The sequence below is a fragment of the Streptomyces sp. NPDC002513 genome (genome assembly GCF_053595355.1).
The window spans coordinates 50944-71052 of record NZ_JBSFXK010000039.1 but is presented as its reverse complement, the minus strand read 5'-3'; the positions used below and the strand labels follow the sequence as shown (position 1 = coordinate 71052).

The following is a 20109-nucleotide window of genomic DNA, read 5'->3' as shown; positions in this document are numbered from 1 at the left end:
CTTCACCGTCGCGCCATGGCGCGACGGTGAAGCGACGCCACGGCGTGACCAGTAACCACGCCGGCGCTCAACGACGTTACGACGCCACAGCGCAACCGCGTCACTGCGTCACCGCGCCCGCATGCCGTGGGGCCGTCTCCCCCATTCACCGGACCGCTCGCGCGCTGCCGTGCGCGCCCTCGGTTCGGATCACGGATCCCGAGAAGGACACCAGGTGATCACCCCTGCCCTGCTTGACACGCACAGTGAGACGGACAAAGCGGTGTCGGCCGACGAGTCGATAACCGCGTGGGCGCTGGCCGCCGGAGGCGGTGACCCGGACGCGGTCGAGCGGTTCGTCCGCGCTCTGCACCCCGACGTCCAGCGTTACGTCGCCTATCTGTGCGGTGACTCCCAGGCCGTCGACGACCTCGCCCAGGACACGTTCCTGCGCGCCCTCGGCAGCCTGCACCGCTTCGAGGGGCGTTCCTCGGCGCGGTCCTGGCTGCTGTCCATCGCCCGCCGCGCGGTCATCGACAGCCACCGGTACACCGCCGTCCGGCCCAGGCTCTCCGACGTTCCGGACTGGCAGCTCGCCGTCGAACTGACCCAGCCGCTGGACCTGCCCGGTTTCGACGACGGCGTCGTGCTGCTCGACCTGCTGGCCGCGCTGCCGGGCGAGCGCCGGGAGGCATTCGTCCTCACCCAACTGCTTGGTCTGTCGTACGCGGAGGCGGCCGAGGTCGGCGACTGCCCGGTCGGCACGGTCCGCTCCCGCGTGGCCCGCGCCCGGGCGACGCTGATGGATCTGCTGGGCGAGGCGGAACGGACCGCCGTCCTCGTGGCGGCCTGAGCCCTGCCCATCCGCTCGGGGGGCTGAGGAAGGGCCGGGTCCGGACCCGGCCCTTCGGGCGGTCAGGCGGCGACCGTGCCGGCGACGCCTGATCCGCCCAGGGCTTCGGCGTAGTTTGATGTCGTCCGTTTTGATCACGTGAGGCCGAGAAGGGCAAGGGGCCGGGTTTGATCTCGGGCTGCCCGTCGGAGGCCGGAGGCAATGTTGCGGGCGCCGGTCAGGCGAGAGCTCCGATCGCGACGTTTCTGCAGGTGGCCATCGCTCTGGGGGCGCTTCCGGTCCGCAGCTGGGAGGCGTCCTCGGCGAAGGTGACGTCCCTGACGGGGTGCAGGGCCTCGACGGTCCAGTGCCCTCGGATCAGTCGGGCGAGCTGAGCCGGGCCGGCCTGCTCGGCGGTGAGGCTGGTGACCGCGTAGACGGTCTTGAGGCTGATCTTCCCGGTCTTGCGGTGGACGCGGCGGCGGACGATCTGGACGGCCTGGCGGGCGCCGGGGAAGAGCAAGTTGTTGACCGTGCACCCCTTCAGCCGGCGGATCTCCTGGCGGCCGTGACCGGTCGTGTTGGTTCTCCGCTGACCTGGCGAGCGGGCATCCCGGTGAGCTCGGGCTCGCCAGTTGGGGTGAGATGTCGATCGGCTGTCTTTCTCATTCAAGGTGGCAACTTTCGGGATCAGCAGCGGCGGCTGACGAGGCGATGCCGAGGAGCTGGTTGTGGAGTCCCCGGCGGGCGAACAGAGCGGTTCCGGTGTCGGTGCGTTGCCGGCCTGAGAGGTCGCTGAAGACACCTCCGGCCTCCTGAACGATCGGGATCAGGGCCGCGATGTCCCACGGACCAGCCCCCAACAGAAGGAACGCGTCGAGCTGGCCTGTCGCGACAAGGAGGGCGCCATGGCAGGTGCCGGATCCTGTGGACGGCTTCGTGGGGAGACGTGCAGTGGAATCCGTCTTGGACCAGTCCAGTGCCGGGGTGGTGCGCCCAGTGCGGGCAGCCAGTGCCGTGGCAACAACGCGTTGCGCCTTGTTCAGCCTGGTCGGGGGCGGCCAGATCCCAAGAGCAGCGTTGGCGGCATCGCCGCCTTCGCTGATTCTCAGCCGGCGGGCGAGGGCGGGCTGGGCAGGTAGTGGTCCGGTCCACGCACCGTGGCTCGGCAGTGCCCACCAGCGGCAGCCCAGTGCGGGAGCGGAGACCATGCCCAACGTGATGTGGCCGTCGACCTCCAGCGCGATCAGGGTGCTCCACTCGGGTTCCCCGGCCAGGAAGCTGGTCGTGCCGTCGATGGAGTCGATGATCCAGCGGCGACGGCCCTGGCCGTGGGCGCCGGACTCTTCACCCACGATCGCGTCGTCAGGATGCTGCTCATGGATGCGACGGAGCAGCGCTTCTTCGATCTCCCGGTCAGCGGCGCTGACCGGGCTTCCATCGCTCTTGATCTGTACTGCTTTCTCGTCGGCTCTCCCATGTCGGCGAGCGATGCTGGCTGCGTGATCGGCAAGATCATGGGCAAACGTCAGGTCTGCTGAGTCCGGCATGGACTGCACTCTGCCCGCACGTCCTTTCATCGTCGTCTCCTCGGCAGGTCAACCTTGCTGGTCACGGGCGGTTACTTGATGGCGTCACGGCCATTCACTGATCGTCCTTCTCATGTGAAGTGGCGGCTTTCGGGAAACGGCCGCCGGATGCTCCCGTAGCGGGAGTGGTTCAGCTGGAGATCGCTCCAGAATCTGGCGCGGGTGGCGGCGTGGCGGGTTCGCAGGTCTTGAGCCCATTCGCAGAGCGGGTCGACACGGCCGCGGTCGGTGATGAATCCTTCGCGGTCGGCGCCGAGGACTTTGGCGGTGTGGCGGTAGAAGTTGTCGAGGTGGTGGAGTTCGACCATGGCGACGTGGCGTCGCCAGTCCGGATCGGTCAGCACTTGGGCGACCTGCACCATTTCCGGGAACCTCACCGCTGCCTCGAAGTCGGCGGCGGCGAACAGGTAGGACGCCAGGACCACGGACGGTTCCCCAGCAGCGGACAGCAGCCGCACCGTCGTTCCGGCAATGGCCACCACGGTGTGCTCCAGGCCCCCGAAGACGACCCGGTCAAACCGCACCTTCACGGCCCGGACCAACGGCACTCGGCACTCCAGCCCGTCCCTCATGTATCTCACCTCGAAGCCCCCGAACCTTCCCGGAGCCCCGCCCACCACGCTTCGCAATCGAGCGCTCACCCATTCAGGCTCGCCACATCAGATGAGAACTCGCCACCGCCTTCGCCGGAACTCACGCGAAAGCGCCACATCACGTGCGAACCCTTCCGGGCCCTCCAGGCCCTAGTCACGCACCGTCGCAAGCAGCAGACGGCGTTCGACCGCCGGTCCACCCCCACTATCCAAGTCGCCCCGCAGACCGGACACTTGGCCAGCCCTTCGCCGTCCAGTTCGGCAGCCACCCGCCTCCGCAGCCGGCGGACCCGACGCCACTGCCGGGCACGACACACCGCAGAACAGAACACCGCATCGGGCCGCGCTCCCGGCCTCAACCGTTCGCCACAGCCCCCGCACACCCGCACTCCGGTCCGCCCGGCATCCTCGGACACCCGGCCAGCCTAGGCACCAAGGCTACCCAGAACCGGAGATATGGAACAGGCACTAAGCGACTTCCGGTTCGCGCTCCATCCAGATGTTGCCGGTGGGGGTCTCCGTTGTTGCGATGTCGGACCATCCGGTTGGATTCCGCTGCGCTCTTCGAGATGCACGACGAATGGATCGCCTCACCTCGCCTCCACCTCCCCGAAGGCGATATGGGTGATATCTACCGTAAACTCTCTTTTAGTTCCTCCGCGCTACCCAACGCACCGAAATGCAACTGCCAGTTGATCCCCAACACCATGACGAGGGACACTACCTGGCGGATGCGTGTTCCCGACCGAGTGGCACTCGCTTCGACATCCTCCCGTGCAGGTCGTCGGAGGCCATTTACCCAAAGATTACTGGGCAGTTGACCTCAGGGTTTCGTGGTAGCGTCCCTGTTCGGAGGGACAGTGCAACCTGAAAGGGAAATCGTGAACACGGAGAAGATCGCCGCTCGCCGCCTCTCGTTGGAAGAGGTGACGAAGCTCGGCGTGAAGGACAGGCTCTTCGTTTCCGCCGACACGGCAGAACTCAAGCTTCCCGACTGCTATGTCCCTGCTTTTCTGACCAAGTCCGGTGAGGATTTCGAGGGCGGCTCGATCACGGCGAGAACCGTATTCCAGGAAGAGGTCTCCTGCCTTCCCGACGACGAGAATGAAGCCGGAATCTACTTGGCCGACGAGAACGGCTCGGTGACCATCGAGGTCCTCCAGTCCGCCGGTGTCGTGCTGGACCTGGCACTTTTCGTCCCTGGTGGGGACAAGGGGGCCCTCACGGCCCTTTACGCTGCGGCCCGGCAGGCGTTCGGCGCCGACATCGTGCAGATCTGGCGCCAGGGCCTCAAGGAGGTTCCCGACGTGAAGGTCGACATCTTCGAGGAGCAGGCTCCCCGGGGGCGCAAGGGGAGCGACAGCCCGAAGCGTGACCGTCGCGCGATCGACACCTACCCAACCCGTGCAGACTTCATCGAGTTCTCCGCGGGGTGGAAGCCGGTCGTTGAGATTCACAGGCCGATTGTTGACGACACCCCGACCATCTGAGGCGGCGTTACCTCTCGGTCTCGGCCTGAGAGAACGCCGAGAACGCATGCGCCGGACCCGGTCGACCCCTGAGCGTCCCAGGGGGCCGTCGGAAAATAACTCACGAACGCCGAAGTGCCGTTCCACTCGATGACCTCGCGAGACAGCCCGCCTGCAAGACAGCCCGCCTGACCAAGATCAAAGCCTGAAGTTATTCTGCGACAACCCTCAGGGCTTCGGCGTGGTCGAGTGACGTCCACTTCGTGCTCAGGCGCGGCCGAGGAGCGTGAGGGGTCGGCGGGCGTCACGCGCATTGCGGCGACGGCCGGAGGCGATGTTCTTCGCGCCGTTCAGTCGCAGGGCGCCGACCGCGAGGTTGCGCCAGGTCGCCATAGCGCGGGGTGTGCCGTCGGTCCGCCACCGCGCACGCGGTCAGGCCGAGGACGACGGCCAGCGCGTGCCGCACTCCTCGCAGCCGGATCTTCTGCTATCAGCCCGAACGCCCAGCCCAGCCGCTCACCCCATGCACGAGCGTCGTCCGCATTTGCACCTGTCTCATCAGCCACGCCGGGGATCAACCCCCGGCACCGTCGGCTGGCTCCGCCCGACGGTGCCCGGAGACGCAGGCCACCGAGGCGCAATGGACATGAGACAGGAACCGTCCGCTCGCGCTCCCTTCACCGCAAGTGGTCACGAAACGGACGCCCGCCGACTACGCCGAAGCCCTGCCGATCCGCCCTCGACGATTGCGGCCCGCGACAACCCGTCAGATAAATGCGCCGCTTTCCTGACGCAACGCCTTGACCAGCCGGTCGAGTTCATCTCGCGTGTTGTACAACGTCGGAGTCACGCGTACAGCATTTCCTCGCGCGATGCCGGTACGCGCCACAGTGAGGATTCTGTGCTTCTCCAGCAAAATCTTTGAAAGCTTCTTCGCCTGCGCGTAGTCCTTCATCGCGGGAAGGCGGAAACTGGTCACCGCGCCATGGCGTGCCGGATCGTCGGGCGTGAGGATCTCCATCCCCTTGATGTCCCTCACTCGTTCCACCCAATAATTCCGCAAGGACTGCAGATATTCCTGCTTCCGCCTGGCTCCGATGCTGCGGTGAAATTCTATGGCCTTGGGCACCGTCAGGGTGGCTGCGAAATTCACTGTTCCCACACTGGAGCGAGAGCGCGTGTCATCGAGTGGGTACATCGTGTTCCCCATGCACGGTTCGATGTTCTGCAGCTTCGATCCACGAATCCATATGGCGCCGGTTCCGATGGGTGAACACAGCCACTTGTGCAGCGAAAACCCGACATAGTCCGCATCGAGGTCCGCCAGCGTGTAGTCCATATGACCGATCGTCTGCGCTGCGTCCACTATCGTGTCGACACCACGCGCACGCGCCATGCTCACAATTTCCCGTACCGGCATGACGATTCCGGTGCGGTTGGACAGGTGAGTGACCATCAACAGTTTCAGCCTGGCCGGCGCCATCTTCAGTTGCGCTTGGTACGCCTCCAGGATGTTCGCGGTGGTGGCAGGCTCCGGGATGGAGAACTTGATGACGTTCACGCCGCGATAGCGCTTGAGCGACTCCATCGCCTGCTGCATCTCGTCGTAGTCCAGATCGGCGTACATGACCGAGTCGCCCGGCTTCAGTGCCCCGTACTGCATGATCAGGTTCTGCAGGGCTTCGGTGCCGTTCCGTGTGAGAGTGAACTCCTCTTTCGGGGCACCCAGCAGTCGGGCCACCTCGGCCCGTACGTTCTCCATCGCTTCCGAGCATTCATGCCCGGGTATCCCGTCCCGCACGAATGTCACGTTGTGGCGGTTGAGGTAGCGCGTCTGCCTCGCATACTCGTCGTCCACCACTCGCGGCATGACGCCCCAATAGGCATTCTCCAGATTCGCGACGGACCGGTCTACATCCCATAGCGAAGGCAGATGCCGCAGATCGTCCGCGCGAGCCTCGGAAGCGAGAGCCTCAGACGGAAACGACAACGAGTACGCTGCAGTGGCTGTGCCGGCGGCGGACGCCATGAAACTGCGCCGATTCATCTTTCTCCTCTGTGCTTTGGGCGGATCCCCCGAGAATGCACTCCGCTTCGGGACGGTGACGTCATGTCTGGGGCGTTCGCTCACCACGCCCGTTTGGTTCACAGTCGGAGTGGACACCGCTCGACCGCTCTGCCAGTGAAATCCGGATCCGTCACCCCTGAAGAAGTATTTCACCGATTCCCCGAACAGGCAGAAATGGATGGCCCTGCCCGGCCAAGGGGCCTCAGATTAGCAACGATTGGCTTCCGTGTCACCGGTCAGATTCCAAGCCGGGCTCATCACTTCGGCATCCTGTGCAAATGGGTTCACCGCATCACGGACCTCATATGCGGTCGATGGTCGGCACCGAGAAGCCGGTTGGCGGAAGCCAACAACTCGACGCCGCTCCGGGCGTCAACGGGTCAGAAGCCGACCCTCGTATATGCGCTGCACCTGAACCAGTCGGCGGGCGGGCCGTTTTGTCGGCTGCCGTGGCGGCCCCACCGGCCGTTACGCCCACTCACGGCCCGTCCGCGCGTTCACACCGACAATCCAGGGCGCGCCCGTAACACAGTACGCAGGCGTCGGCGCAGTCGGGATCGGGGTGGGTGAGCGCGCTGACGGCGGTGGCGGCCTCGGCCATCTCCGCGGCGTCGCCCAGATGGGTGAGGGCGACGATCCCGGTGCGCATCAGCGAACCGTTCCCGGCGGCGCGATCATTGCCGGCGGTGAAGCCGCGAGCGGCCTCCAACAGCGCCGCGCCCGGCGCTCCGCCAGCCTGGCGGGCGACGTTCAGGACGGTGCGGGTCTGCGAGCCGACGTCAGTGGCGCCACCGCTCAGCCGTTGCTGGAAGTTGGCAGCGATCTGATCGAGGGCCCCGGGGATCCGCAGATCCACCCCGGTGGCCGCGACATCGGCGATGCACACCTGCATCTGGGTGTCGTCGGAGTACTCGCCGGGCTCGTACGGCCCCAGGCCACCGCCCCGATCATCTGCGGCTGCTGATCCTCACACAGCCTCGTCTCGAATTCGTAGGGCACACCCGACGCATCGCCCACGGCCGCCCCGAGCAGCACGCCGGCGGCCCGGTCGGCACCCAGGGCGTCCACGTGGGGCTGGCGGGTCCGGGCGTGGGCCATGGGGCCTCCATGTGATGCGGCGGCGCACGTCTGTGAGCCGAGCAGTGGCGGGCCGGTAGCGATCCCATGCGGAAGCAGTGAGGGTGGCTCAGCCGCGGCAGCAGGCCGAAAACACCGACACTTCGAGTGCTTGACGCTTCGCCGGATTGGTACGGCGCTTCAGTTATCGTCAAAGGGACGATAGTGCGTCTCGGATCTTCTCCCGGCACCGGCCTGGCCCAACGAAGGCGCTCGGGAACCACGTAACGGTTCGGCGGAGGCTGAATCCGGACCGCGTCCAAGGTGCAGTACGCCGCCGGGCATACAGTGCGCTCATCCTGTTGCATCCGAACCCAGAAGGGACCAAGGTGAACAGACGCCTCAGACGGCTGGTGGTGACCGCAAGTGGCCTGGCTCTGGCCGCGGTGACGCTCGCTGTGCCCGCGCAGGCAGCCACCACGTCGGCGAGCTCCTGCCCGTCCGGCTACCTGTGCGGGTGGAGCGGTACGAGCGAGACCGGCTCCATGATGAAGACCCGCGCCGACATGCCCACGATGGGCGCGTGGGACAACAGAATCCGGTCCTTCTGGAACCGCACGTCGAGCTTTGCCTGCCTCTTCACCGGCCAGAACTACGACGGCGCCGGCATCATGTTCATCGACGAGCCGGGCCAGGGCGCCAACAGCCACTCCGGCATGCTCGACAGGCAGATCAGTTCCCTCAAGTTCGTTCCTAACGAGCGGGAATGCGACAACACCCCGTACTCCGGGTGGTACGCGGAGCCCGCCCCGAGCGCCCCCGGGTTCGGCGACCTGAACCGTGACGGCCGCGCGGACCTGCTGTCCCGGGACCGCAGTGGCCGGCTCTGGTTCGTCTCCGGCACCGGTGACGGCGCGCTGATCGGCGGCGGCTGGAACTCCATGACCGCCCTCACCCGGCACGGCGACCTCAACGGCGACGGCACCGAAGACCTGATAGCCCGCGACTCCTCGGGCGAGCTGTGGTTCTACCCGGGCAACGGCAACGGCGAGTTCGGCGCCCGAAAGGACCTCGGCGGCGGCTGGAAGTCGATGGCCACCATTACCGCCACCGGTGACCTCAACGGCGACGGCCACGGCGACCTCCTCGCCCGCGACACCTCGGGCAACCTGTGGCTCCACCCCGGCACCGGGCACGGCTCCTTCGGCACCCGCAAGTCCCTGGGTGGCGGCTGGAAGTCCATGAACGCCCTGACCGCACCGGGCGACCTCAACGGCGACGGCCACGGCGACCTCCTCGCCCGCGACACCTCGGGCAACCTGTGGCTGTACCCCGGCAACGGACACGGCTCCTTCGGCGCCCGCAAACTCATCGGCGGCGGCTGGGGCCAGATGTCGACCTTCCTCAGCGTCGGTGACATCGACGGCGACGGACGGCTCGACCTGGTCGCCGCCACTCAGGACGGATACAAGAACCCCGACGCCGGGTCGACGGCGAACCAGCTGCGGCTGTACGCGGGCAACGGCAAGGGCTTCGTCGCCAAGTACCGGCTGCTGCACCAGAGCTGGTACGACCTCAACGGCGGCTTCTGAACGCGGACTGCGCACGCGAACGGCGGGGCGGAGTTGATCCCGGTCACCCGTTGCACGTGATCCCCCGTGGCAGAGACCCGGGGGATCACCGCTTCGTGCTCTCCCGCGGCCCTGGCCTGCCGGACTACAGCGACAACGTGGGCAACTGGACCGAGCCGCCGGCTTTGGTATCCATTGGTGCCGAGGTCGCGCTCATCGCACTGTCGGTTGCCCTGTACTTGCGCCGGAATACCCGGCTTCAGAATTGATGCTTGCCCGGCAAGTGGGCGTGCGGACAGGGCAACCGGTTGCCGACTCCAGCCTGCCATCGGGGACACCCACAACCAGCGCAGCGGATGAGGGGACACCGACGCGCGACGCGGAACGGCCCCCGGGCGCGGTGATGCGCCGCCCGGAGGCCGTTCCGTTTCCGTTGTAGGTCAGTTGGTGAAGTCCATGTACTTCCAACTGCCGTACGTGGTGGCGTTCACGGAGTCGCCGGAGCCGCCCTCGACGTAGACGGCGCGGACGCGGGCGCGGAGGCCGGACTTGCCCGGGGCTCCCAGGTTCACCGACACATTGCCGTCGGAGTAGAGCGCGAAGTACTCGGAGTCGGAGGCGTACCAGGCGCCGTTGTAGTAGACCTGCAAGTCGAGCCGCGCCTTGCGGCCCTTGTAGTAGTTCATGCTGGTGCTGAGCACCGGCGCGGTGTTCTTGTGGTAGTACGCGTAGGTGGTGGACCCGATCTTCGCGGTCTTGTACTGCTTCGAGAGCGCCGTCGAGAGCCGGGCGTAGGTGTACGCGTGGGTGGTGACCGTCTTCGACGCGGTGCGGTCGTCGCCCGTGTAGACGGTGCTGAAGGTCCAGTTGCGGTACATGGTCACCGATACCGACAGGTTGCCGGAGGAGTTGACCGTGCCGCTCTTCAGCAGCCGCTTGGCCTGGTCGGCGCCGTACGGGTCGCCGTAGATCGCCACCGTGCGGTTCTTGTACTCCGAGCCGAGGTGCACCGTGTAGGTGACCTTCGTGCCGTAGTTGTAGTGCTTGCCGTTGTTGGTGACGGTCAGTGTGGGCGTGGTGCGGGAGACCGCGACCTTGGCCGAGGTGCTGACGGGGGTGTGCGTGGCGTCACCCGCGTACGAGACCGTGTCGGTCACCGTGCCGCCGGCCGGCGGGGTGTCGTCGAAGCTGTACGTGCCGCCGGAGCCGGTGGTGACCGAGGCCAGCGCCTTGCCCCTGGGGCTGTCCAGGTCGGAGCGGGTGACCTGCAGCTTGATGCCGGCCGGGAGCGGCACCGTCGCACTGATCTTGCCGGTGACGGTGAGCTTTTTGGCGCGCGGCGCGCTGGTGGGGGCCTTCACCGACAGCGTCGGCACGTTGCGCGTGGGGTCGGTGAGGACCTTGAGGGTGTAGCTGGTCGGCGAGCCGCTGCCGCTGCTGTAGGCACCCTCCAAGGCGTAGACCCGCGAGTCGTCCGGTGCCCAGACGACGTCGACCGTCTGGGCGTTGGTGGCATAGGAGTGGATCGGCTGGGTGCCGTTCGGCTGATAGATGCGCACGGTGCCGCCCGCAACCTGGGCGACCATGCCGCTGGGAGAGACATCGCCGTTCCCCGCACCGGTGTTGGGGTAGGCCCCGGTCTCGGTCCAGCTGTTCTGGGTGTAGCTCATGCGGTAGGTGCCGTCGAGCAACAGCCCGCCGCCGGGGATGAGGTCGACGTCACCGGCGATCTCCACGGGCCCGCTGTAGGGGGTCACCAAGGACACGGTCTGGGGCGTTCCGCTGGAGACGTCGAACACGGTCACCGTGCTCGGCGACGAGCCCTGGGTGACGGCCGTCAGCAGATTCGGCTCGGCCGGATTGGCGCTCAGCGCCTCCGGGTTCCAGAGCAAGTTCTGCGGGGCCTGACCCAGCGTCACCGTGCCGGCGGAGTCGACGGAGCCCAGGCTGGCGGCCCACTGGTTGCCGTAGCTGAACCAGAGCTTGCCCCCGGCGAAGGCCACATACGTGGGCCCCTCGCCGGTGTCGATCGGGTAGCGGGCCTTGACGGTGAGCGTGGCCGCGTCGATGGCCACGATCTCGTGCGAGGTGGACGCGGCGGCGTACAGGGTCGAGCCGTCGGTGGACACGGCCAGGCCGGAGACGCCGAGGATGCCGGTGAGCGAACCGAGTTTCGCGCCGTTCTGGTCGGCGGCGTAGACGGTGCCGGCGGTGTGGTCGCCGACGAAGACCCGGTTCAGCGGGCCGTCGGCGACGATGCCGCCGTCCGAGGCGACGGTGACGGCGGGCGCCGACGTCGCCGACGCGGGTGCCGCGGCACCGAAGCCGAGCACTATCGAACCGAGTAGGACCGCGGTGGCGGTCGCTAAGGATGTGCTGCGCGTACGCACAGGCGTGAGCCCCCAATGGTGGACAGCAGGAAAGCAGGTGGAGCCCGGCGCGGTAGGGCAGTCGGGTGCGGAGACCTCCGCCCCGGCGCAGCGGCCACCGCGCACCTCGGGCTGCGGGCACGGAGTCTACGTCACGGCAACGACAACCGACCCGGGGTTTCCCACCCGCCCTTTTCGTTCGATCCGAACCCGCTCCGGAGGCCGTCGTCGACGGGTGCGACAGCCGGACAGGGGGCTGGTGCACACCTTCGGCCGGCGTCGTTGAAGTCAGGCGTGGATGTCAGCCGCTACGGTGTGCCGGTGATCAGACTCGTCGCCGAAGATCGCACCGTGGTGGTCGATGGGGAGCAGGTAACCAAGATCCAGTTTGGGCTCTTGGAACTTCTCCCCGCCCGGCGGTGTGAAGTAGTCGTCGGCCCTGGAGTTGAGATCGTGGTGCCGGACATTGATCGAGACCTCGATGACGTGACCCCGTGGGTGCTGTCCAAGCTTGAAGAGATAGTCGGCTGTGCGCTGCATCCCGGTTGATTCAACCGAGCCGTCGACACGTTCGGCACCAGTTCGGAAGATCGCGTACGTGGGTCGGTGCTGACCTGGCAAGACGCTGACCTGCGCGTTCATGGGATATTCCCCGGTGTTCCCCGTCGGCCGCCGTCCCATCGGGCACGCAAAGGGCACGAGGTCCGCTTCTCTGTGTACGTCTTCATCACTCGCACCGGCCGTCCGATCGACCCGCAGAACGTGAACCGGTCGTTCTTCCGCATCACGGCCGCCGCCGGCCTTCGGCGCATCCGTCTGCGCGACGCCCGGCACGGCTGCGCCACGCTCCTCACCACGGCCGGCGTCGCGCCCCGGGTCGTCATGGAGATCCTGGGCCACAGCCAGATCAGCATCACGATGGACGTCTGTACGCACGTGACATCGGACACGCAGCGCGAGGCCATCAGCCACATGGACCGCCGGCTCATGCGCCGCCCCGACCGTGAGTGACCGCCCCTGTTGATGTCACTCGTGGATGTCAGACGCCCCGGACCGATCATCGGCCGGGGCGTCTGCACTGTTCAGCGGGAGAGCCCCCTGTCGGATTCGAACCGACGACCTTCGCTTTACAAGAGCGGCGCTCTGACCAGCTGAGCTAAGGAGGCGTACGCGGGTGCGCCTGAGCAGTGTACCCAGGTCCCGGACCCGGACCGTCGAAAGTTTCCGCGAAGTTCACAGACTCCCGGGTACTGACAGAGCAGGTGAAGGGGAGGTAGCGTCCTGAGCCAGTTCACCCTTGTGGACTACTGCCACGACGGAACCCCGTAGTGGCGCACCGCCTTTACAACGGATCGTCCGGCACGTTCCTGCCGGTGAAGGGGGCCCATTCACCATGGCCACTGTCTCGTTCGACAAGGCGACCCGGATATACCCGGGGTCGCAGAAGCCCGCCGTCGACGCGCTCGAGATCGAGATCGAGGACGGGGAGTTCCTCGTCCTGGTCGGCCCGTCCGGCTGCGGCAAGTCCACCTCGCTCCGGATGCTGGCGGGGCTCGAGGACGTGAACGCCGGCACCATCCGGATCGGCGACCGTGATGTCACGCATCTGCCGCCCAAGGACCGGGACATCGCCATGGTGTTCCAGAACTACGCGCTCTACCCGCACATGACGGTCGCCGACAACATGGGCTTCGCGCTCAAGATCGCCGGCGTGGCCAAGGCGGAGATCCGCAAGAAGGTCGAGGAGGCCGCGAAGATCCTCGACCTCACCGAGTACCTGGACCGCAAGCCGAAGGCGCTCTCCGGCGGTCAGCGCCAGCGTGTCGCCATGGGCCGCGCCATCGTGCGCGAGCCGCAGGTCTTCCTGATGGACGAGCCGCTGTCCAACCTCGACGCCAAGCTCCGCGTCTCCACCCGTACGCAGATCGCGTCGCTCCAGCGCCGTCTCGGCATCACCACCGTCTACGTCACCCACGACCAGGTCGAGGCCATGACGATGGGCGACCGCGTGGCCGTGCTCAACAAGGGTCTGCTCCAGCAGATCGACTCGCCGCGCAACATGTACGACCGCCCGGCCAACCTCTTCGTCGCCGGCTTCATCGGCTCCCCGGCCATGAACCTCGTCGAGGTCCCGATCACGGACGGCGGCGTGAAGTTCGGCAACAGCGTCGTACCGGTCAACCGCGAGGCCCTCAAGGCCGCCGCCGACCGGGGGGAGCGCACGGTCACCGTCGGCGTCCGCCCCGAGCACTTCGACGTGGTCGAGCTGGGCGGCGCGGCCGCGTCCTCGCTGTCCAAGGACACCGAGGACGCCCCGCACGGCCTCGCCGTCTCCGTGAACGTCGTCGAGGAACTGGGCGCCGACGGCTACGTCTACGGCACCGCCCGGATCGGCGACGAGACCAAGGAGCTGGTGGTCCGCGTCGGCGGCCGTCAGGTGCCGGAGAAGGGTGCCAAGCTGCACATCGTGCCGCGGCCGGGCGAGACCCACGTGTTCTCGACCTCGACCGGCGAGCGCCTCTCCGACTGAGGTCCGCCCACCGGACCGGGCCGGGTGCCCGTACCGGAATGGAACGACGAAGAGGGCCCCGCGGATCACCATGACCGCGGGGCCCTCTTCGCTGTCGACAAATACCCCGGCATACGCGGCATTTCGACCACGCGCGTCAACCCCTACCCAGAAATCGTCGCCTTCTCATCCCTCGAACCGGTGACTAATTGTCGCCAAATCACTACCCCGCGCTACCCTCACTCGCGTGAAGCACACCACTCCTCCTCGGACACGGCGCGGCCGTGGCCCCGCCCACCGGATCGGCCGCACCCTGGCCCTCGTCCTGCCCGTCGTCCTGGTGCTGTCCGGGACCCTCGCGGTCACCCGCGTGAACTGGTCGGGGGGCTCGTCGAACTCGGTGCTCGCCGCGTCCGCCGCAGACGTCTCCACGCGCGCCTCCTCCCGCGCCCCGCAGGACGTGCTGCGCGACAGGCTCCTGCTGGAGCTCCAGGACAGGAACCCGGGCGTCGCGCTCAGCCACCTCCAGCAGGCGGTCGACGGCCGCCCGTCGCTGGCGCGGCACTGCGCGTCCATCGCCCGCGCGCTCGGCCGCGCCGCCGTCCGTCTCTACGGCCCCGCCCTCGCCCAGTCCTACGCCCGCCCGGTCTGCGACACCTCCTTCGCCTCGGGCGTGGCCACGCGGCACGGCTGAGGCCCGGCGTCCGGACGGCGGACGGGGCGCGCGACGTACAGTTCGGTCATGACCGATCCGAACGCCGCCTCGCGCCCCGTTCAAGCCGTCATCCTGGCCGGGGGCCAGGGCTCACGGCTGCGTCCGTACACCGACGACCGGCCCAAGCCGATGGTGGAGATCCCGGGCACCGGGACCCCGATCATCGGCCACCAGCTCACCTGGCTCGCCGAAGAGGGGGTCACGGACGTCGTGGTCTCCAGCGGCCACCTCGCCGACGTCCTCCAGCGGTGGCTGGACACCGCCGAGCTGCCCGTGCGCGTCACGACGGTCGTCGAGGCGGAGCCGCTCGGCCGTGGCGGCGGTCTGCGGTACGCCGCCGAGCACCTGCCGTACCCCGACAAGCCGTGGTACGCGACGAACGGCGACATCTGGACCCGGTTCTCGCTGCGGGACATGGCGGACTTCCACACCGAGCGCGACGCGGCCGCCACGCTCGCGCTGGCCCGCCCGCGCATCCCGTGGGGTGCCGTCAAGACGGACGGCTTCGGACACGTCACGGACTTCATCGAGGCCCCGCCGTCGACGTTCGAGATCAACGCGGGTGTCTACGTGTTCTCCGCCGAGTTCGCCAAGATGCTCCCTGAGCGCGGCGACCACGAGCGCACGACCTTCCCCCGGCTGGCCCGGGAACACCGCCTGGCCGGCTTCCCCCTCCCGCAGGGCGCCTACTGGCGGGCCATCGACACGGCGAAGGACCTCACCGAGGCGGCCAAGGAACTGGCGGCCCTGGGCCGCTGACCCGCCCCCGGACCGCCCTCCGCGCCCACCAGTCCCTTACCCGACGCGGAGGGGTCCCCACGCTCTGTCATGGCCGGCGGGGCGTGCGAGAGCCCCGCACCTCCCGGGTGCGGGGCTCTGTCGTCCCGGGGCCGGCCGGGGTCAGCCCAGGAGGCCGCCCACCAGATGGCCCGAGCCGCCTCCGGAGCTGTTTCCGCCGCTGCTGCTGCCGCTCGCCCCGCCCGTCGGGCCGCCCGTGCCGCTGCCGCCCGAGGACGATGGCCCCGCGGTGGTGCTCGGGGCCTGCCGCACCGGTGCCGAGTGCTGCGGCGGGGCCTGGCCCGCGGTGCCCTGGGTCTGGCTCGGCTGGCCGCCGGTGACGGTGCCGGTCGCCCCGGCCGTACCCGGCGTGGTGACCGCGCTCGACGGCGACGACGAGGTCGCCCCGTGCGTCACCGAGGGCCGCGAGGCCGAGGGGCTCGACGTGTGCTGCCGCCCGCTCGGCGTCACGGGCAGCGGCGAGCCCGGCAGCTCGTTGCGCGGCGCCTCCCCGGGTCCGGGGACGACCACGCGGTCCGCGTCCCGCACCGCCCCGCCGAGCAGGGACCCGACGAGCAGCGTCACCCCGGTCACCAGCGCGGTCACCAGCGCGCCCCGGCGCAGCACGTACCGCCGCAGCTCCCAGATGTCCGCCCGCGGACCGAGCCTGCGCCAGGCGCCGCCCGCGAGACGGCCGTCCACGGAGTACACCGGCGCCCCGGCGATGACGAGCGGCGACCAGGCCGCGAGGTAGATGATGTCGGGCACGTCGTACGCCCGAGCGGACTGCCAGCTCACGGTGACGATGAGCGCCGCCGACAGCAGCGCGCCGAACCCGGCCGCGACCCGCTGCCACAGGCCGAGAACCGTGAGCACGCCCACGATCACCTGGAGGAAGGCGACGACGAGCCCGGTCCCGACGGGGTGCTGGAGCGCGAACTGGCGCAGCGGCTCGGCGACTTGCCAAGGGTGGAGTGTGCTGAGCCAGGTGACCATGGAGCCCCGTTTCCCGCCGTCGAAGTAGACGGGGTCGCAGAGCTTGCCCATGCCGGCGTAGGCGGAGATGGAGCCCAGGAAGATACGCAGCGGCAGCAGCACGACGCCGAGGTTCATCCGGCGGCCCGGATAGTAGGCGTGCCGCACCCCGGCCGCGGCGGCGGACGCGGCCGGCGTGCCCCCGCGCCGCCTGCCCCGCGACTCCGGTTCCGCGGCGGGGACCTCGTCCCTGAACAGGGGGCCGCCGTAGGCCGGTTCCCCGTGGCCGGGCGCGCCGAGTTCGTCGTAGGCGGGTTCGTCGTAGGCGGGTTCGTCGTAGGCCCTGCCTCCGTAGGCCCTGCCGTCGTAGGGCGGCTCGTCGTAGGCCGGTCCGCCGTAGAGCGGTGCCTCGTGGACGTGTTCGTCGTAGGCGCTGCCCGCGCTCCGCATGTGCGGCAGCAGCCGGGTCGCGCCGGCGTCGAGGCCATGACTCCCGGGCAGGTCCCGCATACCGAGGCGGGACAGGAACTGCGTCGCGCCCGGGTCGCCGGCCGGTTCCTCGCCGTTGAGCAGGCTCTGGCTCCGTACGGCCTGGAGCAGCCGGTGGGCTCCGCTGTCGCCGGGCGCGGACCTCCCGCTCCAGACGACGGGGCGACGGCGGCCCGGGACGCCCGTTCCGTCCGCCTGGCCGACGAGGGGCAGGTGCGCGACATCCTGGGGGGCGCTCGACTGCCGCGCCGCGCGCGGGGACGGAGCGCGCCGCGTCGACGCGCCCAACTGCACGCGGAAGCTCGCATGGTTGACGACGACCTGCGCCGGGTCGCTCGGCACCTTCACCATGCTCAGCGCGGGGGTGTCGTCGAATCCCGACGACCGCTCCCCCGTGGGTGTGCGGCGTGTTCTGGTGTCCACACTCATCTAACCGAGTGACGTGTGGTTAGGACACTGCTTTGACCGCGCGGATCTGTCCGGACCCCGTCAAGCTCATCCGGTACGACCGCTTTCCCCCGTACGGGCGAGCATGCGAACGGCCGTCCGGACCTGCCGGAAACGTCGGTTCACGCCCGGCGGCCGCCGGCGTCAGGCGCGCCTGCGGGCCACCTCGTACAGCACGATCCCCGCGGCCACGCCCGCGTTGAGCGACTCGGCGCCGCCCGGCATCGCGATCCGCACCCGGACGTCGCACGTCTCGCCCACCAGCCGCGACAGGCCCTTGCCCTCGCTGCCGACCACGATCGCGACCGGCCCCTGGAGGGCGTCGAGGTCGCCGAGTTCGACCTCCCCGTCCGCGGCGAGCCCGACGACCGTGATGCCCGCCTTCTTGTACGCCTCCAGGGCGCGCGTCAGATTGGTGGCGCGCGCGACGGGCGTACGAGCGGCGGTACCGGCGGACGTCTTCCACGCACCGGCGGTCATCCCGGCCGCGCGCCGCTCGGGCACGACGACCCCGTGCCCGCCGAAGGCCGACACGGACCGCACGACCGCGCCCAGGTTCCGCGGGTCGGTCACCCCGTCGAGGGCGACGATCAGCGGGTCCTCGCCCTCGGCGAACGCGGCGTCGACGAGGTCCTGGGGGTGCGCGTACTCGTACGGCGGGACCTGCAGGACCAGGCCCTGGTGGTTGAGGCCGTTCGTCATCCGGTCGAGCTCGGGACGCGGGGCCTCCATGAGGTTGATCCCGCCGCGCTCCGCCGCGAGCTGGAGCGCCTCGCGCACCCGCTCGTCGCTGTCGATGAACTGCTGGACGTACAGCGTGGACGCGGGCACGCCCTCGCGGAGCGCCTCGACGACCGGGTTGCGCCCCACGACCAGCTCGGACGACGCCTTGCCGCCCGTACGACGCTGGGGGCGCACCTGGACGCGGCGCGCCTTCGCCTGGGCGGCGCGCTGCTTGGCGTGCCCCTTGCGCATCTCGGCGGGCGGCGTCGGGCCCTTGCCCTCCAGTCCGCGGCGCCGCTTGCCGCCGCTGCCGACCTGCGCGCCCTTCTTGCCGGACATGCGGCGGTTGTTCGCGGCCATGACCTACCTGTCTGTTGAAGCCTTCGTATGTACGTCTCTGCAGTGTGCCGCCCGGAGGGCCGGACGGCACAATCGATCAAGGAGTCGCCGGGACGCGGTCAGCGCGGGCCGAGCGTCCAGCGCGGGCCCTGGGGGCTGTCCTCGATGACGAGCCCCGACTGGTTGAGGTGGTCGCGGATGGCGTCCGCGGTGGCCCAGTCCTTGCGGGCCCGGGCCGCCTCACGCTGCTGGAGCACCAGGCCCACGAGGCTGTCGACGACCCCGTGCACCTTTTTATTGAACACAGCCTCGCCGCGGTCGTCCTCCCCGGACCACCGCGCATCGAGCGGGTCGAGGCCGAGGACGCCGAGCATGGCCCGCACCTCGGCGAGCCGCGCCACGGCGGCCTCCTTGTCATCGGCTGCCAGCGCGCTGTTGCCCTGCCGGACGGTGGTGTGCAGCACGGCCACCGCCTGCGGTACGCCCAGGTCGTCGTCCATCGCCTCGGCGAAGGCGGGCGGCACCTCGCCGGCGGGCTCGACGGCGCCGCCGGCCTTCTCCACCACGCGCTGCATGAAGCCCTCGATCCGGGCGAACGCGGACTCGGCCTCGAGCAGGGCCTCCTCGCTGTACTCGATCGTCGAGCGGTAGTGCGGGGTGCCCAGGTAGTAGCGCAGCACGATGGGGCGCCAGCGCTTGACCATCTCGGAGACGAGCACCGAGTTGCCGAGGGACTTCGACATCTTCTCGCCGCTCATCGTGACCCAGGCGTTGTGCACCCAGTACCGGGCGAACTCGTCACCGTAGGCCCTGGCCTGGGCGATCTCGTTCTCGTGGTGCGGGAAGATCAGGTCGATCCCGCCGCCGTGGATGTCGAAGACGGACCCGAGGTACTTGTGCGCCATCGCTGAGCACTCCAGGTGCCAGCCCGGGCGGCCCTGCCCCCAGGGCGTCTCCCAGCTCGGCTCGCCCGGCTTCACGGCCTTCCACAGGGCGAAGTCACGCGCGTCGCGCTTGCCGCTCTCGCCCTCCTCGGCGGGCTGGCGCAGCTCGTCGAGGTCCTGCCGGGACAGCGACAGGTACCCGGGCAGGGAGCGCACGTCGAAGTAGACGTTGCCGTCGGCCTCGTAGGCGTGTCCCCGCTCGATGAGCCCGCGCATCATCTCGATCATCTCGGGCACATGGCCGGTGGCGCGGGGCTCGTAGGTGGGCGGCAGGCAACCGAGGGCGCGATAGCCGTCGTTGAAGGCCCGCTCGTTCTCGTAGCCGATGGCCCACCACGGGCGGTTCTGCTCGCGCGCCTTCTTGATGATCTTGTCGTCGATGTCCGTGACGTTGCGGATGAACGTCACGTCGAAGCCGCGGTACTCGAACCAGCGGCGCATGATGTCGAAGTTCAGGCCGGAGCGGATGTGCCCGATGTGCGGCGGCGCCTGCACGGTGGCACCACACAGGTAGATCGAGACGCAACCCGGCTGGAGCGGGGTGAAGTCACGGATCTGCCGGGCGCTGGTGTCGTACAGGCGAATAGTCACGTGTCCAGGGTAGTGGGCCATGGGGAGTGCCACGCCCGGTGCGCCCGACGGCCGCACATTCGTGACCTACCGCA

General features: G+C 68.8%; 17 protein-coding genes, 1 tRNA gene and 1 pseudogene. 7 read left to right on the top strand and 12 right to left on the bottom strand.

Going from position 1 to position 20109, the window contains the following annotated elements; genetic code table 11:
* Positions 1-214: 214 nt before the first annotated feature.
* On the top strand, positions 215-832 hold the full coding sequence (locus tag ACWD5Q_RS23885) for a sigma-70 family RNA polymerase sigma factor (protein ID WP_451429057.1): 618 nt from the start codon (positions 215-217) through the stop codon (positions 830-832).
* 217 nt (positions 833-1049) lie between these two features.
* Here the strand turns inward: ACWD5Q_RS23885 and ACWD5Q_RS23880 are convergent, their stop codons facing one another.
* The 3 genes from ACWD5Q_RS23880 to ACWD5Q_RS23870 all read right to left on the bottom strand — a co-directional run bounded on the left by ACWD5Q_RS23880 (position 1050) and on the right by ACWD5Q_RS23870 (position 2972).
* The gene (locus tag ACWD5Q_RS23880; protein WP_451429056.1) at positions 1050-1334 is read right to left on the bottom strand and encodes a hypothetical protein; all 285 of its coding nucleotides are present in this window, start codon (positions 1332-1334) and stop codon (positions 1050-1052) included.
* 142 nt (positions 1335-1476) lie between these two features.
* Positions 1477-2361 carry an inositol monophosphatase family protein gene (locus ACWD5Q_RS23875; RefSeq protein ID WP_451429055.1) on the bottom strand — a complete coding sequence of 295 codons (885 nt, stop codon included), beginning with the start codon at positions 2359-2361 and terminating at the stop codon, positions 1477-1479.
* Positions 2362-2471: 110 nt separating this feature from the next.
* Entirely contained in the window at positions 2472-2972 is a 501-nt protein-coding gene (locus ACWD5Q_RS23870; protein WP_451429054.1) for a hypothetical protein, read from the bottom strand.
* Between the two features lie 902 nt (positions 2973-3874).
* On the opposite strand from ACWD5Q_RS23870, the gene ACWD5Q_RS23865 reads away from it, so the two are divergent.
* Positions 3875-4483, top strand: coding sequence for a hypothetical protein (locus tag ACWD5Q_RS23865; protein WP_451429053.1), 609 nt, complete (start codon positions 3875-3877; stop codon positions 4481-4483).
* A gap of 246 nt (positions 4484-4729) precedes the next feature.
* Here the strand turns inward: ACWD5Q_RS23865 and ACWD5Q_RS23860 are convergent, their stop codons facing one another.
* The 3 genes from ACWD5Q_RS23860 to ACWD5Q_RS23850 all read right to left on the bottom strand — a co-directional run bounded on the left by ACWD5Q_RS23860 (position 4730) and on the right by ACWD5Q_RS23850 (position 7422).
* A complete protein-coding gene (locus tag ACWD5Q_RS23860) occupies positions 4730-4855 on the bottom strand; it encodes a hypothetical protein (RefSeq protein ID WP_451429052.1) in 126 nt (41 codons plus the stop codon).
* A 373-nt stretch (positions 4856-5228) separates the two neighbouring features.
* The gene (locus ACWD5Q_RS23855) at positions 5229-6509 is read right to left on the bottom strand and encodes an aminotransferase class V-fold PLP-dependent enzyme (RefSeq protein WP_451429051.1); all 1281 of its coding nucleotides are present in this window, start codon (positions 6507-6509) and stop codon (positions 5229-5231) included.
* A gap of 499 nt (positions 6510-7008) precedes the next feature.
* Positions 7009-7422 carry an ADP-ribosylglycohydrolase family protein gene (locus ACWD5Q_RS23850; RefSeq protein ID WP_451429050.1) on the bottom strand — a complete coding sequence of 138 codons (414 nt, stop codon included), beginning with the start codon at positions 7420-7422 and terminating at the stop codon, positions 7009-7011.
* Positions 7423-8002: 580 nt separating this feature from the next.
* Between ACWD5Q_RS23850 and ACWD5Q_RS23845 the strand changes: the two genes are divergently transcribed.
* A complete protein-coding gene (locus ACWD5Q_RS23845; protein ID WP_451429049.1) occupies positions 8003-9178 on the top strand; it encodes an FG-GAP-like repeat-containing protein in 1176 nt (391 codons plus the stop codon).
* Between the two features lie 419 nt (positions 9179-9597).
* Here ACWD5Q_RS23845 and ACWD5Q_RS23840 read toward each other — a convergent pair whose 3' ends face one another.
* Both ACWD5Q_RS23840 and ACWD5Q_RS23835 read right to left on the bottom strand, forming a co-directional pair.
* The gene (locus ACWD5Q_RS23840; RefSeq protein WP_451429048.1) at positions 9598-11490 is read right to left on the bottom strand and encodes an Ig-like domain repeat protein; all 1893 of its coding nucleotides are present in this window, start codon (positions 11488-11490) and stop codon (positions 9598-9600) included.
* Between the two features lie 324 nt (positions 11491-11814).
* Entirely contained in the window at positions 11815-12168 is a 354-nt protein-coding gene (locus tag ACWD5Q_RS23835) for a hypothetical protein (RefSeq protein WP_451429061.1), read from the bottom strand.
* Positions 12169-12237: 69 nt separating this feature from the next.
* Here ACWD5Q_RS23835 and ACWD5Q_RS23830 point away from each other — a divergent pair.
* Positions 12238-12537: pseudogene (locus tag ACWD5Q_RS23830) on the top strand (tyrosine-type recombinase/integrase); the annotation flags it as partial.
* Between the two features lie 81 nt (positions 12538-12618).
* Here ACWD5Q_RS23830 and ACWD5Q_RS23825 read toward each other — a convergent pair.
* Positions 12619-12692, bottom strand: a tRNA-Thr gene (locus tag ACWD5Q_RS23825).
* Between the two features lie 227 nt (positions 12693-12919).
* On the opposite strand from ACWD5Q_RS23825, the gene ACWD5Q_RS23820 reads away from it, so the two are divergent.
* From ACWD5Q_RS23820 to ACWD5Q_RS23810, 3 genes are all read left to right on the top strand, one after another.
* Positions 12920-14056 (top strand): ABC transporter ATP-binding protein, encoded by a 1137-nt coding sequence (locus ACWD5Q_RS23820; RefSeq protein WP_451429047.1) that lies wholly within the window; start codon positions 12920-12922, stop codon positions 14054-14056.
* Between the two features lie 226 nt (positions 14057-14282).
* Positions 14283-14729: a hypothetical protein gene (locus tag ACWD5Q_RS23815; protein WP_451429046.1), complete on the top strand. Its 447-nt coding sequence runs from the start codon at positions 14283-14285 to the stop codon at positions 14727-14729.
* A 48-nt stretch (positions 14730-14777) separates the two neighbouring features.
* Positions 14778-15509, top strand: coding sequence for a nucleotidyltransferase family protein (locus ACWD5Q_RS23810; RefSeq protein ID WP_451429045.1), 732 nt, complete (start codon positions 14778-14780; stop codon positions 15507-15509).
* Positions 15510-15650: 141 nt separating this feature from the next.
* On the opposite strand, the gene ACWD5Q_RS23805 is transcribed toward ACWD5Q_RS23810, so the two are convergent.
* The 3 genes from ACWD5Q_RS23805 to cysS all read right to left on the bottom strand — a co-directional run bounded on the left by ACWD5Q_RS23805 (position 15651) and on the right by cysS (position 20035).
* Positions 15651-17420 (bottom strand): DoxX family membrane protein, encoded by a 1770-nt coding sequence (locus tag ACWD5Q_RS23805; protein ID WP_451429044.1) that lies wholly within the window; start codon positions 17418-17420, stop codon positions 15651-15653.
* 162 nt (positions 17421-17582) lie between these two features.
* Positions 17583-18521: a 23S rRNA (guanosine(2251)-2'-O)-methyltransferase RlmB gene (gene rlmB / locus ACWD5Q_RS23800; RefSeq protein ID WP_451429043.1), complete on the bottom strand. Its 939-nt coding sequence runs from the start codon at positions 18519-18521 to the stop codon at positions 17583-17585.
* A gap of 98 nt (positions 18522-18619) precedes the next feature.
* Positions 18620-20035 carry a cysteine--tRNA ligase gene (gene cysS, locus ACWD5Q_RS23795; RefSeq protein WP_451429042.1) on the bottom strand — a complete coding sequence of 472 codons (1416 nt, stop codon included), beginning with the start codon at positions 20033-20035 and terminating at the stop codon, positions 18620-18622.
* Between the last annotated feature and the right edge of the window lie 74 nt (positions 20036-20109).